This is a genomic window from Nitrospira sp. (genome assembly GCA_030692565.1).
Taxonomy (GTDB): domain Bacteria; phylum Nitrospirota; class Nitrospiria; order Nitrospirales; family Nitrospiraceae; genus Nitrospira_D.
Map to the genome: position 1 here is coordinate 54,451 of JAUYAO010000050.1, position 15,827 is coordinate 70,277.

At 57.6% G+C, this 15,827-nt stretch carries 16 protein-coding genes and 1 pseudogene; 16 read left to right on the plus strand and 1 reads right to left on the minus strand.

Features of this window, described 5'->3' with window-relative positions:
• Positions 1-3: 3 nt before the first annotated feature.
• The 10 genes and pseudogenes from Q8N04_12985 (at position 4) to Q8N04_13030 (ending at position 9,747) form a co-directional block, all read left to right on the plus strand.
• Positions 4-756, plus strand: coding sequence for a DUF3047 domain-containing protein (locus Q8N04_12985; protein MDP3091589.1), 753 nt, complete (start codon positions 4-6; stop codon positions 754-756).
• Between the two features lie 147 nt (positions 757-903).
• Entirely contained in the window at positions 904-1,620 is a 717-nt protein-coding gene (locus Q8N04_12990; protein ID MDP3091590.1) for a response regulator transcription factor, read from the plus strand.
• A 4-nt stretch (positions 1,621-1,624) separates the two neighbouring features.
• The gene (locus Q8N04_12995) at positions 1,625-3,115 is read left to right on the plus strand and encodes an ATP-binding protein (protein ID MDP3091591.1); all 1,491 of its coding nucleotides are present in this window, start codon (positions 1,625-1,627) and stop codon (positions 3,113-3,115) included.
• Positions 3,116-3,474: 359 nt separating this feature from the next.
• Positions 3,475-3,672: a hypothetical protein gene (locus tag Q8N04_13000; GenBank protein ID MDP3091592.1), complete on the plus strand. Its 198-nt coding sequence runs from the start codon at positions 3,475-3,477 to the stop codon at positions 3,670-3,672.
• A gap of 61 nt (positions 3,673-3,733) precedes the next feature.
• Positions 3,734-4,360, plus strand: a complete 627-nt coding sequence (locus Q8N04_13005; GenBank protein ID MDP3091593.1) for a DM13 domain-containing protein — start codon at positions 3,734-3,736, stop codon at positions 4,358-4,360.
• 64 nt (positions 4,361-4,424) lie between these two features.
• Positions 4,425-4,961 carry a redoxin domain-containing protein gene (locus tag Q8N04_13010; protein ID MDP3091594.1) on the plus strand — a complete coding sequence of 179 codons (537 nt, stop codon included), beginning with the start codon at positions 4,425-4,427 and terminating at the stop codon, positions 4,959-4,961.
• 93 nt (positions 4,962-5,054) lie between these two features.
• The gene (locus Q8N04_13015) at positions 5,055-6,242 is read left to right on the plus strand and encodes a methyltransferase domain-containing protein (GenBank protein MDP3091595.1); all 1,188 of its coding nucleotides are present in this window, start codon (positions 5,055-5,057) and stop codon (positions 6,240-6,242) included.
• A gap of 61 nt (positions 6,243-6,303) precedes the next feature.
• Positions 6,304-7,364, plus strand: a pseudogene (gene arsS / locus Q8N04_13020) (arsenosugar biosynthesis radical SAM protein ArsS).
• Between the two features lie 8 nt (positions 7,365-7,372).
• The gene (locus tag Q8N04_13025; protein MDP3091596.1) at positions 7,373-8,506 is read left to right on the plus strand and encodes an inorganic phosphate transporter; all 1,134 of its coding nucleotides are present in this window, start codon (positions 7,373-7,375) and stop codon (positions 8,504-8,506) included.
• A gap of 140 nt (positions 8,507-8,646) precedes the next feature.
• Complete coding sequence (locus tag Q8N04_13030) at positions 8,647-9,747, plus strand: beta-propeller fold lactonase family protein (protein ID MDP3091597.1); 1,101 nt, start codon at positions 8,647-8,649, stop codon at positions 9,745-9,747.
• A 294-nt stretch (positions 9,748-10,041) separates the two neighbouring features.
• On the opposite strand, the gene Q8N04_13035 is transcribed toward Q8N04_13030, so the two are convergent.
• Positions 10,042-10,449, minus strand: a complete 408-nt coding sequence (locus Q8N04_13035) for a hypothetical protein (GenBank protein ID MDP3091598.1) — start codon at positions 10,447-10,449, stop codon at positions 10,042-10,044.
• Between the two features lie 243 nt (positions 10,450-10,692).
• Here Q8N04_13035 and Q8N04_13040 point away from each other — a divergent pair, with 243 nt between their 5' ends.
• The 6 genes from Q8N04_13040 to Q8N04_13065 all read left to right on the plus strand — a co-directional run bounded on the left by Q8N04_13040 (position 10,693) and on the right by Q8N04_13065 (position 15,808).
• Complete coding sequence (locus Q8N04_13040; GenBank protein ID MDP3091599.1) at positions 10,693-11,673, plus strand: radical SAM protein; 981 nt, start codon at positions 10,693-10,695, stop codon at positions 11,671-11,673.
• 20 nt (positions 11,674-11,693) lie between these two features.
• Positions 11,694-12,464 (plus strand): DUF547 domain-containing protein, encoded by a 771-nt coding sequence (locus tag Q8N04_13045; protein MDP3091600.1) that lies wholly within the window; start codon positions 11,694-11,696, stop codon positions 12,462-12,464.
• A gap of 3 nt (positions 12,465-12,467) precedes the next feature.
• Entirely contained in the window at positions 12,468-13,118 is a 651-nt protein-coding gene (locus tag Q8N04_13050; GenBank protein MDP3091601.1) for a ferritin-like domain-containing protein, read from the plus strand.
• Positions 13,119-13,142: 24 nt separating this feature from the next.
• Entirely contained in the window at positions 13,143-13,820 is a 678-nt protein-coding gene (locus tag Q8N04_13055; protein ID MDP3091602.1) for a TIGR04283 family arsenosugar biosynthesis glycosyltransferase, read from the plus strand.
• A gap of 67 nt (positions 13,821-13,887) precedes the next feature.
• Positions 13,888-14,328 (plus strand): hypothetical protein, encoded by a 441-nt coding sequence (locus Q8N04_13060; GenBank protein ID MDP3091603.1) that lies wholly within the window; start codon positions 13,888-13,890, stop codon positions 14,326-14,328.
• 28 nt (positions 14,329-14,356) lie between these two features.
• The gene (locus Q8N04_13065) at positions 14,357-15,808 is read left to right on the plus strand and encodes a DUF5666 domain-containing protein (GenBank protein MDP3091604.1); all 1,452 of its coding nucleotides are present in this window, start codon (positions 14,357-14,359) and stop codon (positions 15,806-15,808) included.
• The last annotated feature ends 19 nt before the right edge of the window (positions 15,809-15,827 follow it).

Consider the following 15,827-nt stretch of genomic DNA (forward strand, 5'->3'; position numbering starts at 1 on the left):
GGCATGACGGCCTTGCAGAGGGTGGTTGCGCTCACGGTTCTGATCTCAGGCAGCCTCGGTGGTCAGGTAATGTCCTGGGGGCAATCTGCGCCGGTCATCGAGGTTGGGAAGTTCTCCTCGGATCAGCCCGGGGCAGGCCTTCCTGGCGGCTGGAAGCCCCTGACGTTCAAGAAGATCCCGAAGCAGACGGAATATGTGCTGGTGAAAGATGGCGAACAGGTCGTGGTGAAGGCCACGAGTGACGCTTCAGCCTCCGGGCTGACGAAGGAAGTGGCCATCAATCCCAAAGACTATCCCATTGTCCGCTGGCGCTGGAAGGTCGAGAATCTGCTTCAGCATAGCGACGTGAGCCGGAAGGATGGGGACGATTACCCGGCCCGGCTCTATATTACGTTTGCCTATGATCCCGACCATGTGAGCTTCGGGAGGAAGTTGAAGTACAAGGCGGGCCGGGCGCTCTTTGGCGACATTCCCATCGGCGCGTTGAACTATATCTGGGACACGAAGACGCCGGTCGGTGCGATCGTTGAAAATGCCTATACCGATTTTGCCAAAATGGTGATCGTCGAGAGTGGCACTCAGAAAGTGGGCATGTGGGTCGACGAAGAGCGGAATATTTACGAAGACTACAAGAAGGCGTTCGGGGAGGAGCCGCCGATGATTAACGGCGTCGCGATCATGAGCGATACGGATAATACCAAGGAACGCGCTACAGCCTACTACGGTGATATCATTTTCAAAAAGGTGGCCCAATAAACTGCCGGTTGCCGGTCTTCCCGCCCTGTGTCTGCCTGTGCTCACGATCCCTGTTCGGGTCAACAGGCCCATTCATCCGTGATGCTTTTGTGACAATCGCTTGTTATCCTGACAATCATGGTAGATGGGGGACAACATAGGCAAAGTGTGAAGCCGCGAAAAATCCTCGTGATTGAAGATGACCGGGACATTGCGCGTCTCGTGGAACTCCATCTGCATGATCTGGGATATGACGTACAGGTGGCGCATGATGGTGTGTCCGGCCTCAAGCAAGCCCTCTCCAAACCCTACGATTTAATCATCCTCGATCTGATGCTTCCAGGGATCGAAGGATTGGAGGTGTGCCGAAGTCTACGCGCCAAACCCAACTACACTCCCATCCTGATGCTGACGGCCAAGTCAACGGAGCTGGATCGTGTGCTGGGCCTGGAGGTCGGCGCAGACGATTATCTGACCAAGCCGTTTGGTATTCGGGAACTCCTCGCCCGAGTAAAGGCGTTATTCCGCCGCATGGAGGCGCTCGGATCGCAGATGGCTTCAGGCACGCAGAACACGATTCAAGTGGGTGATCTCGTGATTGATGCTGAAAAGCGCACGGTCACGCTTCGCGGTCAATCGGTTGACCTGACCGCCAAAGAGTTTGATCTCCTGCTTCAGTTTGCTCAGCACCCAGGCCGAGCCTATACACGCTCCCAACTCCTTGATCTGGTGTGGGGGTATGCCCACGAGGGCTACGAACACACCGTGAACTCCCATATCAACCGGCTGAGGGCCAAGATCGAGCGCGACCCTGCCCACCCTCAGTACGTGTTGACGGTGTGGGGAATCGGCTACAGGTTTTATGAAGAGCAAGTAGAAGGCTAGTCCGATGTTCAAAACCCTGTATGGGAAGCTGGCCATTGTCCTCCTCGGACTGTTTTGCCTAATAGGCGCCGTGGCCATTTTACTGACGTTGTATACGACTCGGCTGTATTTCCAAGAGGTCAACCAGAAGCTCAACCGAACCTTGGCCGAGCACATGGTTTCTGAAAATATCCTGATGCAGGCGGGACAAGTGAATGAAGCGGCGCTCAAGAAGATTTTTCACATGCTCATGGTGATTAACCCCAGCATCGAAGTCTACCTGCTCGATGCTCAGGGGACGATCCTGACCTTTTCAGCCCCTCCCGCAAAGGTGAAACGACAACGCATTTCGCTAGACCCACTGGAGCGGTTTTTGTCGGGAGACGAAGACCTCCCAATTCTGGGTGACGACCCGCGTGACATCAATCGTGAGAAGATCTTTTCGGTCTTTCCCATACAACGCTTAAATGGCCAAATCGAGGGTTATCTGTACGTGATCCTGGGTGGCGAGGAACATGATTCGGTGGCGCAGATGCTTGGAGGGAGTTACATTCTCCGTTTGAGTCTGTGGGCCGTAGCCGCAACACTGCTGTTTGTCCTTCTGACCGGACTCCTTATTTTTGAGTTATTGACTCGGAGGCTCAGAACGCTCGCCGTGGCGATGGAGACCTTCAAGCGGGGTGATTTTTCCAAACAGCCAGATTCTTCATACCGGTCTCAGGTTCATTTCAATACAGCTCGGAAGGGAGATGAAATATACGAGTTAGGCACGATCTTTACCCAGATGGCGGATCGTATCCATCAGCAGGTAGGGCAGCTCAAACAGATTGATTTGTTGCGACGCGAGCTGGTAGCCAATGTCTCTCACGATCTTCGCACGCCCCTGACATCCCTTCAGGGCTATCTCGATACCCTGCTCATGAAGGAAGGGACGCTGTCGCCGCAGGAGCAACGGACCTATCTTGAAATCGCGACCAAGCACAGCGAGCAATTAGGAACATTGGTGGCCGAGCTGTTTGAGCTGGCGAAGCTGGATTCATGCGAGATGGAGCCTCACGTCGAGGCGTTTTCCCTGGGTGAACTCGTACAAGACGTGGTCCAACAACTCCGGCTTGCCGCAGAACAGAAGCGTGTCGGGCTCCAAACAGACTTTCTGGAGGACCTTCCGTTCGTGTCAGCTGATATTGGGCTTATCGAGCGGGTCCTTGAAAATCTCATCGAGAATGCCCTCCGGTACACCCAGCCAGGCGGTATCGTAACCGTGGCTCTCACCCAAAGAAACGAGACAATCGTGGCACAGGTGACGGATACCGGTTGTGGAATTTCGCCTGAGGATCTCCCATACATTTTCGACCGGTTCTTTCGCGCGGGGGCAAGCAACCAGGAGCATTCCACCGGGGCGGGGCTTGGTCTTGCCATCGCCAAGCGGATACTTGAGCTCCATGGAAGCGCCATTGAGGCCCAGAGCATCCTCAATAGCGGAACGACCGTCACCTTTCATCTGCCCGCTGCTTGACCCTCCATTGAGTCCATCGGTTCTCCATCGACGAAACACTCATCCCAACCGCGATCGTTTTGTGACAGGTGGATTGCTTGGGAAGCGATCCTTTGCACAGGTCATGCTGTTAAGCGCGGTTCCCTTTCAGGGACGTGTCTTGGTGGTGACTTCGCCTGCGGGTCTGTTGGTTATCAACCTCTCCGCAGTCCACACTCTCTCCGAAGCAGATGACGCTCGCATCACCGTGATGCCGAGGTCTGATCCCGGTCTGACCAAGACGCTCGGTGCCCCGTGATCAAAATGTGATTGTTTTGTGAGACGAACGTGATTCGGGTGCGCCATCATGCGTCCTGAATGGCGAAACGAAAGGAGCATCGGTGACGTGTCAACGTTGCAAGGGCTTGATGGTGGAAGAGCGGTTCTTCGATTTTCTGGACAGCAGTGTCCAAAATAATCCGGCATGGCGTTGTGTCAATTGCGGAGAGGTGACGGAGATGATCATTGTGCGCAATCGATCTGTACAGTCACGAACGAGCGATGTGTGGAACGGCCTTAATGTCTCTCTCATTCCATGACGGAGCAGACTGAGTTCTCCGGGTAAAGTGGCAGAGTCGAAACTAACAAGGAGGATCGACAATGAATAATATGAACAGCATAAAGAGGATGGTATTTGTGGTGGGGCTGATGGGCTTGCCCATTGTGTCGCTTCCGGCCTGCGCCGGAATGATGCAGGACTCAAAAGGGGCGATGATGGAGAAGGGCGAAACGATGACCAAAGATGGCTCCATGACGAAGACGGACAAGAAGATGATGGGGCAGAAAGACGGCTCGATGATGGAGCAGAAGACCGGAATGATGGAAGGACAGATGGCGGAAATCCGTACCGGCATGCTAGCGGGTGCGGGTAGCCATCACGCAGCCGGGACGGTCTCCGTGACCAAAGATCAGAGTGGTCACAAGACCCTGAACCTGACGGAGATTCTCGTGGATCAGGTACTTGATGGACGGGTCTATCTCGCCAAAAACGGCGATTATCGCACAGGGATCGAGCTGGGAAAGCTGACGCAATTTTCCGGGACGGTCGATTTTCCGATTCCCGGCACGGTTAATCTGGAGGAGTACGACAGCGTGGTGATCTGGTGCAAGAAGTTCAACGTGGAGATCGGCCGCGCGTCCTTCGGGAAAGCAACGATGGAAGCGGGCGATGCGATGATGGACAAGAAGGAGGCGATGATGGAAGGGAAGAAGGGAATGACGAAATAGCAGGGCGGAGGACATCATGAACAAAGAGATCACCAACGCTCACAGAGGCCTTTCGTGGAGAGGTGTGGTCATAATTGTCGGAATCGTATTGGGAACCATCGTCCAGTACGTGAACTCGCCTCAGGAGGTCCATGCCTTGACCGGAATGCAGGTGCCGGAGATCACGAGCTCGGCCTGGATCAATTCAGAGCCTCAATCGCTCAGTGGTCTCCGTGGCAAAGTGGTCCTGGTCGAGTTCTGGACCTTTGACTGCTACAACTGCCGAAATGTGGAACCCCAGGTGAAGCAATGGCATCAGCAGTACGCGGATCGCGGACTCGTGGTCATCGGCATCCATTCCCCGGAGTTCGCGTACGAAAAGGACATCGATGCCGTGACACGCTATGTCAGGGATCACGGCATCCGCTACGTCGTGGCCGTGGATAACGATTTCGTTAATTGGGATCGCTTCGGCAACCGCTATTGGCCGGCGATGTACCTCGTCGATAAACAAGGGGTAGTCCGCTATGTGCGAGTGGGTGAGGGAGGGTACGCCCAGACGCAACGGGTCATCGAAACCTTGCTGAAGGAAGACTTTTCGCATGAGACGCCTAAAAAGTGATCGGGCAGTGTGTGAGCAGGTCACATTGTCGCTACCTCAAGATTCGTCTTTGATGGACAGGCCTGGATATGCACATTTGCGCATGCGGACGCAATGCCCATAGATGAGATTCCCCAAAAGGTCAGTGATCGCTATGCTCGGGCTGCGTCAACGGGCGAGCAAATGTGTTGCCCGACCAGTTACGACATGGCCAATCTCCAGTCCTTCATCCCGGAAGAAGTCCTCAAGATTTCGTATGGTTGCGGGACGCCCGCCGGGCTCAAGACCGTCTCCCCAGGGGAAACCGTGTTGGATATCGGTTCAGGTGGCGGCATCGATTGCTTCGAAGCCTCCCGGCTCGTCGGCCCCACTGGTCACGTCATCGGGATCGACATGACGGACACGATGCTGGCCATCGCCCGGAAGCATGCCCCCGTCGTCGCAACCAATCTTGGATATGCCTCCTCCAACGTCGAGTTTCGCAAAGGGATGGCAGACGCGATGCCGGTGAACGACGGCGCCGTCGATCTCATCATCTCCAATTGTGTGATCAACCTGGCGCCGGATAAACGGAAGGTCTTCAGGGAAATGTTTCGCGTTGCCAAACCGGGTGGACGATTTACGATCTCCGACATCGTGGCCGATCAGCCCGTTCCGCAGTACTTGGTGCATGACGCTGAAAAGTGGGGCAACTGCCTCTCCGGGGCGCTGACGCTTACCGACTATATCGCGGGGATGGTGGGAGCCGGCTTCCTGGGCATTCATCTGCTCAAGTCCTCGCCCTGGCAGGTGATCGACGGCATTCACTTCTTCTCTGTCACCTTGACGGGATTTAAACTTCCCGCCGGCGCGCCTCAGTCGGCCGTTCGTTATGCCACGCTCCGCGGACCGTTCAGCCGAGTGGTCGATGAACTGGGCACGACCTATTCCCGAGGCATTCCTCAGCCAATCACGCCGGACACTGTGTGCCTCTTGAGCCAGACTCCGTTGGTTTCTCACTTTATCTTGTCCTCCGCCCCCCTGTGGTTGGATCGAGCCGATGACCGATGGACCGCAGTCTATCCGTCAGACGCGCCCTGCCTCTGGCAAGGGTATTTCGCCATGCTTGCCGGACCCTTCGTCGAAGCCGCCGATGACGATCACCATGTGTATCGCCGAGGCGAACCGTTGGAGATCTGTTCGAAGACGCTAGAAGTATTGGAATCCGACACCTACGTTCCTCATTTCGCGATCATCAACCGCGCAGGCCAGATCGTCAGCGGTGACGCTGTCACTTGCTCTCCCAATGGAGACTGTTGCTGATGCTTGGTGACGATGAGTCACGCAGGCGATCTCGGTAATCGGTTCTGAAACGGGCCGCGGCATGTTGAGAAAGAATCCTATGGCGCTGACCCTGCTGGGACAACAGAACCCCCTCGCCTCCCCAACGGAGCAATTAAAGATACTCGGGAGGACCACGAGCTGCCCCCCCCCTTCGAGACGCAACTCGATCACATCGGCCTGCTCCCGCTGCGCGCCACCGGGATTACAGTCTTTCAGATCAATGTCGGCAAACTCTGCAATCAGACCTGTCGGCACTGTCATGTCGATGCGGGACCGGATCGCACCGAAAGCATGTCCGGAGAAACAGCGGAGCAGTGCATCCGGGCTCTCGCGAAGACCGATATTCCGATGGTCGATATCACGGGCGGAGCACCCGAACTGAACTCGAACTTTCGTTGGCTGGTTGAACAGAGCCGGGCACTGGGTCGCCACGTGATGGATCGATGTAACTTGTCTGTGTTGCTCCTCCCGTCCCAAGCGGACTTGGCAGAGTTCCTCGCCGGGCATCGTGTGGAAATCGTCGCGTCGCTACCCTATTACCGCGCCAGCCAGACCGATGCGCAGCGGGGCGAAGGAGTCTTTGAGAAATCCGTCGAGGCCCTGCAACTCTTGAATACACTCGGGTATGGCCGTCCCGATAGCGGCCTCGCCTTGAACCTGGTCTGCAATCCGGTAGGAGCCTTTCTCCCTCCCAGGCAAGAGGCCATCGAAGCGCAGTTTCGAAAAGAGCTCCGGGCTCGTCATGGCGTCGAGTTCAACCATCTCTATACGATCACCAACATGCCGATCAGCCGGTTTCTTGAGTTTCTCCTGGAGAGCGGCAACTACGAGCAATATATGGAGCGATTGGCCAACGCCTTCAATCCCACGGCCGCAGCCGGCGTCATGTGCCGCTACACGATCTCCGTGAGTTGGGACGGCACCCTCTACGACTGCGACTTCAACCAGATGCTCGATCTGCCGGTGGATCATGGTGCGCCCGCCCATATCCGCAACTTTGATCCGGTTCAACTCAATCACCGCCAGATCACGACGCGCAACCATTGCTACGGCTGTACGGCAGGGACCGGGTCATCTTGTGGCGGATCCGTCACCTCCTAAGGGCTACGATGGACATCTCCCTGCGCGCCTTCGCTCTCGTGTTCGCTCTCGCCTTCGCAAACGGAGCCAACGACGTCTCGAAAGCGATCGCGACCTTAGTTGGCAGCGGGGTCACCGATTCTCGGTCGGCTATCGCCTGGGGCGCTGTCTGGACCGTGATCGGAGCAGCGGCGGTGGCCTTTGTTGCGAGTGCGATGGTGAAGACCTTCAGCCATGGCCTCGTCCAGGCCGGCACGATCATCGAACCGGCCGCTACCCTGGCGGTCCTAACCGGGGCGATGGCGTGGGTCCTCTTCGCTTCGCGCACGGGCCTCCCTGTCTCACCGACTCATGCGCTCACCGGGGCCATCGTCGGCACCGGCTTCGTCGCCTTCGCCGGAGACGGATTGATCTGGCCCGCGATCGGGAAAAAGATTGCCCTTCCGTTGTTGCTCAGTCCGTTCCTCGCCCTCACGGTCTCTCTGCTCATCCATCCAGATGTTCGCGCGCTCGCGAGGAAATGGGAAGGGTCCTGCTTGTGCGTGATGCCGGCCTCTCGGGCGCTGGTGGCGATCGATCCTCGTGGGGGAACGAGGACCTTGTTTCAAACCACACACTTCGGACAGCCGGTGATCGCGGTGCCTTCTCAATGCGACCGCGCCGGCTTACAGGGGCTGGTCGTGGGACTCGATACGATTCACTGGAGCTCCAGCGGCCTTGCGTCGTTTGCCCGCGGCACGAACGACGCGCCGAAGATCGTGGCGATGCTTCTGCTCGGCAGTGCGACCGCCGCATGGCCCAGCACCTCGTCCCAGCTTGCCGCCTTCGGAGGGGTCGCCCTGGCGATGGGACTGGGCAGTTACTTCGGAGGGCTGCGCGTTACTGAAGTGCTCGCCGAAAAAGTCACGCGCATGGACCATGCGGAAGGATTATCTGCAAACCTGACCACGTCTTTACTGGTCCTGGTCTCGGGAACACTGGGGCTGCCAGTCTCGACGACCCACGTCAGCAGCTCGGCCATTATCGGAATCGGCCTTCTCAAAGGCCTGAACGTCATACGCTGGACGACGGTTCGCGACATGGTCCTGGCCTGGGCGGTGACACTGCCCGCGTCGGCTCTCCTCGCTTGTATCGCCTATCTCATCCTCACCAGAATTCTGTAGCAGAGTATTAAGGAAGTCCGCCTCGCTCGACTCCATCTTGTGACTAATATGTGATCAATGCGTGAGAGTTTGGTGATATTTCCTGGCTACGGTGGGGTTGTCTATCTAACGACCCACTCGGCAAACATAGGAGGCAGCAAATGAGAAAGATGTACGTGCGCGTGATGGCACTCGTATTGGCATTGTCCGGAGGGTTGATCGGCAACGTCTTTGCCGATCAGAAGGGGCAGATGGTATACACCATGTCGAATGCCTCGTCCGGGAATGCTGTTTTGGCGTTTGAGCAGCGTGGCGACACATTGGTTCCGGCCGGGAGTTTTCCCACTCAAGGCGTCGGCTCAGGGGGTGGGCTTGGTAATCAAGGGGCGATCGTGCTGAGTGAAGATGGAGAGACGCTCTTTGCCGTCAATGCCGGAAGCGACGAGGTGTCGGTATTTCGTGTCCGTGCCGATGGCCTAGTCCTGGCCGATAAGGTGAGTTCGGGCGGTGTGCGCCCGATCAGCATCGCCGTGCATGAGGACTGGGTCTATGTGTTGAATGCGGGCGGAAGCGGCATAGGCAATATTGCGGGATTCGTCTTGACGAGCCGCGATACGTTGAAGCCCATCCCTGGATCGACCCGTCCGCTCAGCGGTCCGGCAACGGCGCCGGCACAAGTCGAATTTAATCCCGAAGGAGACACGCTGGTGGTGACGGAAAAAGCCACTCGGATCATCGACACCTATACGGTGGATGATTATGGTATCGCGACTGGCCCGGTCTCTCATGCCTCGTCCGGCATCACCCCGTTCGGATTTTCGTTCAATAAGCGAGGGGTTCTCATCGTCAGCGAGGCGTTCGGTGGAGCAGCCAACGCCAGCGCGGTTTCTTCATACGCGCTCCACGAGGGTTCCTTGAGGCTCCTCAGCGCCTCAGTCCCAGACTTACAATCGGCGGTGTGTTGGATCGTCGTCACCAAGAACGGCAAATTTGCCTTCGGCAGCAACACCGGCAGCAACAACATTTCCAGTTACCGCGTCGGGCGGGACGGGACACTGACCTTGCTCGCGTCTGTGGCCGCCTCGACCGGAGCCGCCCCTATCGATATGGCCTTGAGAGGAAACAGTAAGTTCCTCTATGTCCTCAATTCGACGGCACATACCATTGACGTGTTGCGTGTCGATCGCGGCAATGGGCAGCTCACTCCTGTGACGAGCGTGGCTGGTCTGCCCGCAGGGGCGAACGGTCTGGTGGCCAGGTAACTGAGGTGGATTGCGCCTATAGGATAGATGTATACAATTGGGAAGAAATAGGGAATCCATGTCGGGACCTTATCCGTTGATTGAAGCTTTGCGGGAAAAAGTCAGCGAGGTGATTCTGGCCCTGATTGAACCCGAGCGAGCGGAGGTGCTTGTTGCGATCCGCTTTAGGGGGGGAGTGCGGCGCCAGCGATTCAGAGCACTGTGAGGTAAGAAAAAACGGGCTGGCCTGTTGAGGGCCAGCCCGCTCAGGGACACCGCCGCGCGTGAGGTGGGTGCGCGGACTCGAAATGGGAATTACTGCACGGAATTCGCGAAGCCACCCCGCGTGATCTCGGCGCGGACCGTGTCCCCGACCTTCTTCTGCTTGACAAGTTTCGTCCCCTGGCCGACATACAGTTTCACCTGATTGCCTTCGTAGTCTTCAACAATGTACGCATTACCATCCACTTGCTTGAGCGTCCCGCCTACGGTCTTCCAGGCCGGACCCGGCTTTGAGTCGTGCTCGCCTGCCTTCGGCGCATGGCCGACTTCGGGAATATGGCCGGTAGACGAGGCGGCAGCTGCGGCAGAAGAATGGTGCATGCCGGACGACTTCTTCTTCGCCTCTTTATCTTTGGCCAACGCCGGCGCAGCGGCCAGCGCCACCATGGCGAGGGCGGCAACAGCGATTGTCATCATGGGGCTCTTCATCTGGCTCTTCATCGACAACCTCCTTAGAAATGAACGGTGCATAGTTCTTGGTTGGCCATACAGCAAGGCACATGCCGAAAGCGGGCTATTGAGGACTTCCTGGAGAAACAATAGGTTAGGAGGTGGTTCTAAGGAGGGACACGTAGACCGCATGGTGAGGGGAAAAAAAACGGCCGTAGCCCGTGCAAATCTGATCAGGATGACAGCATATGGCACCGGTCGGCATGTGTGTAATCGGATGGGGACATAACCAGAATGGGCGTCCTTCGGACACTCTATGCTCCGGTCCGTAACCTCCTTAGAGGCAAACCGTTGCTGGCCGTCTTTCAGGTGTGTTTACGCTGTAACTCGAATTGCGGGTACTGCAATCTGCCGCTCAACCAAGGCCGTTATGAAATGACCAGAGATGAGATCCGGCGGGTCTTCACCGGGCTCTACCGGGACGGAGTGCGCATGGTCTTCCTCCAGGGCGGGGAGCCGTTGCTCCGCCGCGACCTGCCGGAAATTATCGAGGACCTTGCCGCCCTAGGCTTCTTCATCACCCTCATCACGAACGGCACAAAGTTGACGCCACCGCTGCTGGACAGAATGGCGCCGCATCGGGTGACGATATCCGTGAGCCTGGATACGCTGGATCGCGAACGGTACCGGCAGATTCGCGGTGCCGATCAACTCGATCAGGTGCGTGAGGGGATCGCATTGCTCCAAGAGTATCCGCATCAGAAGTGTCTGGTGTGCATTGTGAGCGAACTGAATCGAGCCGAGGTTCCCGCGGTCGTCCGATTTGCAACGGAGCAAGGATTTCTGCCGGTGGTCGGCGCCTATCATTGGGAGGTGGGACTGTACGGGAAGAAGGATCCGGCGTTGATGTACGAGCGGCAACAAGCCGGCATGCTCTTCCAGCAGTTGCTCGATGAGGCGCTGATCCCATCGGGATCACTGAAGCGCTTTACGGAAGACAATGTTCGCTGGTTGCAGGGGCATGATTTGGAGCCCTGTGATGCGGGGCGCTATAGTATCGCCATCGATGCGTCCGGCAACGTGGCGCCCTGTCTCTCCTTGCCCTGTTCCGGAAATCTGCTGACGGCCTCCTTGAGTGATATTCTCGCAGGGTTCGATCGGGACGAGATTGCAAGCTGTTCGGGAAGATCATCCTGCAATCGGCTCGACAGCCGGATTGTCGGATCGATTGTGCGGCATCCACTCACAGCGCTGCGCACGCCGGTCACGTTGTGAGGGGCGCAGGAGTGGTTGCGATGAGAGTCGCGATGATTGTTCTGATGGCGGTGCTGGGCGGTTGTTCGACGGTGCCCACGAATTACCGCCCAGCCATGCCCTTGGCCTCGGGAGAATTCTCTCATCAGCCGTTCGATCAGGTTTTGCAGGCGCATGTGCGGGACGGGGTGGTGGATTATCCGGCTATTCTGGATGACCGGCGGTTCGCGCAGTATCTGGATCACTTGGACCGTGTCGATCCGAATAGTCTGCCGAAAGACGATCGATTGGCGCTCTGGATCAATGCCTATAACGCCTACGCCATCAAGGGGATCTTGGACGGCTATTCTCCCGGGACGTGGGCCGGGCGGTATCGGTACTTCATCGGGCGGACCTATCGCGCGGGAGGGGCCTCGATCAATCTGTACGATCTGGAGCGGGACATTCTCATTGCGCAATTTCATGAGCCGCGGATGCACTTCGCGATCGTCTGTGCGTCCGCTTCCTGCCCCAAGTTACAGCCCTGGGCCTATGACCGGACACCGTTGGAGCAGCAACTTGAGCAGGTGACGCGCGGGTTTATTAATGATCCGTCCAGGAACCGGTTTGATCGAGACAACAGGGTTGCCTATCTCTCCAAGATCTTTGATTGGTTTATGGACGACTTTTCCGCGCACGCCGGCTCCGTGCTGCGGTTTGTGGCGCGCTATATCGCTGATGAAGAATTAGCTCATGATCTCACGGGAAATACGTATCGCATCGAGTATCTCGACTATGACTGGAGTCTGAACGGTCCCGTACCGCAGAGGTGATGTGTGCTGGTAGGCCCCGATGAGAAAGTGCCGATCGCGCGGCTGCTGACGTTTCTTGAGCATGGTGAACGGATGGCGAACGAGTGTGCGCAGGCTCAGGCTGCTTTGGCGCCGGACGCGCCGTCGCGTCGGTTTCTCCTCAGCCAGGCCCGGCAGGAGTCGGCGCATGCGTTCGTGTTTCGGGGGGCCATTGCCTGGCTCGCGCCCAAACATCTGGGCGCCGCGCCGTTTCTTCCGGCCTTGGAAACGTATCGGAAGATACTCGATGATGCATTGGCCCGTCAGGACTTGCTCGAAACCGTCCTGGCCGAGCAGGTCATTCTCGAAGGATTGGGAGAGGCGATTCTCACGCGCATCGAGGACGGGTTGGTGAAACGCGCCGCGCCTTTCGGCCGGCTACGGCGCATCCTGCTGCAGCAAGAAGAAGCCCATCATGGCTTCGGCCGGCGCATGCTGGAACGGGCCATGGCCGATGGTCGTATCGATGCAGTGACCCTGAGCCGCCGTGCCCAAGACTACCTCGCGCTGACCGATCAGATGGTGCTGGCGCTGAGCGATTTATTCGAAACCATCGCCGAAGATCCCACGGCCTGGGCGCAGGATGTCCGGAAGTTTCTGCCAGAGTGGCTGGTGGAACCGAGGGCAGAGTCTTAGCGGCCGATCACTGAAGCGTACACTATGGTTTCCGTCATCATTCCCGCCTATAACGAAGAAAAGGCGCTGCCTGCGACGCTTCAGGCGCTCGTGGCGCAACCTGGTGACTACGAAGTTATTCTCGTTGACGGCGGGAGCGCAGACCGAACAGCGAAGTTGGCTGGCGCGGTCCCCGCGGTGCGCGTGCTCGCGGCGCCGAAAGGCCGTGCCTCCCAGATGAATGCCGGAGCTGTCATCGCGCAAGGGGAGTGGTTGCTGTTCCTCCATGCGGATACCCTGGTGCCGTCCGGGGCGATTCAGCGGTTAAACGAGATGGAGTCCGAGACGGCGATCCAGGCCGGTGGGTTCATGCATCAGTTTTCTGGTGACGACTGGCGGTTGAAGCTGATCTCATTCTTAGACAACGTTCGCTGTATCCGCAGCCGGATTATCTACGGGGACCAAGCACTCTTTGTCCGCCGCGCCTTGTTTGAGCAACTCGGAGGATTCCCCAGCCGGCCGATTCTTGAAGACGTGGCGTTTTGTGAACGCCTGATCACGGTCACCACTCCGCTGCTGCTGTCGCCGCCCGTCGTCACCGATGCACGGAAGTTTTTGAAGATGGGTGTCTGGAGAAGCTTTCTCCGCGTTCTCCTCATCATCCTCCATGTCGAATTCCGTCTGCCCGTCCTCCCCAGAGCCTTCTTTCAGGATATTCGCTAACGCCGATTGTTTACCTTTCCCATGCTCCCTCGTCTAACCCATCAAACAGGGTTGGAAGGAGGGGGCTATGCGACAGGTCTATGCACAAACAAGCGTATGTATTCTCTCAGGTGTTCTGCTGCTATCCGGGTGCACATCAACCTTGGTTCCAGACGATGTGAAGCGAACGGCAGGGTTGGACGGTCATTGTGCCGGAAGCGAGTGGGTGGACGATTCGTCGCTCTCGGTATTGCCGGTGCCGGTGGTTGCTTTTTTCGTGCCGCACTTCGATCTTCATAAGCTGACCAGTGAACCATATCTGAGCCGCTGCGGAGCTTCGACGCGGGTCATTAATCGCGAGGTGTCGGTGAATACGGCCGCCTGTCTGCCGGCCGGACTGACGAGAATCATCACCCTTGGCGTCTGGCAATGGTGTCCGGCCCGTGTCGCCTGGTCGGCAGACGTGTTGGCGGACGGATCGAGGCCGGCGGGATTGCAAACGAACGGGGTGCCTGCATCGAAATCGTAACCATTTCAATATTCACAGGAGTCAGGCAATGAAACGAACACTTAATATGGTGTATTTCGTCGGCGCGATCGGGCTTGTCGGAATGTTGTGGGGGTGTGGAAGCGGAGGGGGAAACGGGGCGCCGGCAGCGAGTGGCACTGGTAGTGCCAACGGCACGGCTGCCGCTTCCGGTACCGTCACCGGGTTCGGCAGCGTCTACGTCAACGGCAAGAAATTCGAGACCTCAGGCGCGTCGTTCATCGTTGACGGTCAGTCTGGAAGCCAGAGTGACTTGAAGTTGGGGATGACGGTCGCGGTCATAGGGTCTGTGACGGGAGATCAACGGTCAGCCGTTTCGGTTCGCCAGCGAGATGCTGTGGAAGGGTTGGTTCAGTCGGTGGCTGTAGACGGTTTGAGCCTCGTGGTCATGGGGCAGACCGTACTGATCGATAATACGACCCTAATCGACAACAGTATTCCAGCCCAGTCGGTGCGCAATCTGGTAGTAGGAACGGACTTCGTCGAAGTGAACGGACATATTCGCCCCAACGGCGTAATCCAGGCGACCTTCATCGAAAAGAAGCCGGCGGGAACCGTGACGCCGGAAGTGCGCGGTTTTGTGAAGAGTCACAATGAGGGCGCCAGAACATTCCAGATCGGTAATCTGACGGTGATCTATACGGCCGCGCTTATCAACGATATGCCGAATCCAGCAGGCAATGCCTGGAACGGCCTGCTGGTCGAAGCCAAGGGGACCGGCGCCGGCAGCTTCAATCCGACGACAACCACCCTCACGGCGTCGAAGGTCGAGCCAGAGAATCAGGGTGTGCAGCAGGCGGATGAATTTGAAGTCGAAGGATTTGTGATGCAAGTGCTTGGGCCGGGAGACTTCTTCATCGGTTCGACGCGTGTGCAAACGACCTTGAACACGGTATTTCGAGGCGGTACGATCGATGAGATCATCGTCGGCGCGAAGCTGTCTGCCGAAGGCCGGCTCGCCAACGGCATCGTGACGGCCAAACACGTCAAATTCCACGAAGGGGTGCGGCTGGAGGGGAACATTGCTTCGATCAATACTGGAACCGGCACCATCAACGTTACGGGTCTGTCCGGTGTGACGGTGACGGTGGATAGCCAGACAGAGGTGAAGACGGATACCGGAGCATCATTGAATGACCTGTCGGTGGGTGATCATGTGCGGGTTCGTGGACGGTTGAACGGAACGACCGGGATGATCGCGACGCGGGTCGAGCAGCGGTCGGCTACTGACGATGTGGATTTGCAGGGACCGGTGTGGGCGGTCTCCAATCCGAACCTGACCATCCTGGGGGTGTCCGTGAATACGTCGGGGATCTCCGAGGATGAGTTCAAGGGACTCAACGATCAGCCCATCGGCCGCGCCGCGTTCTTCAATGCGGTGAAGGTAAGTACCCTCGTCAAGGTGAAGGGGCGGATCGTAGGGGGCGTGGTAGCCTGGCGGGAAGCTGAGTTGGAAGACTAGCGAATCGGAGCCCTGTCTG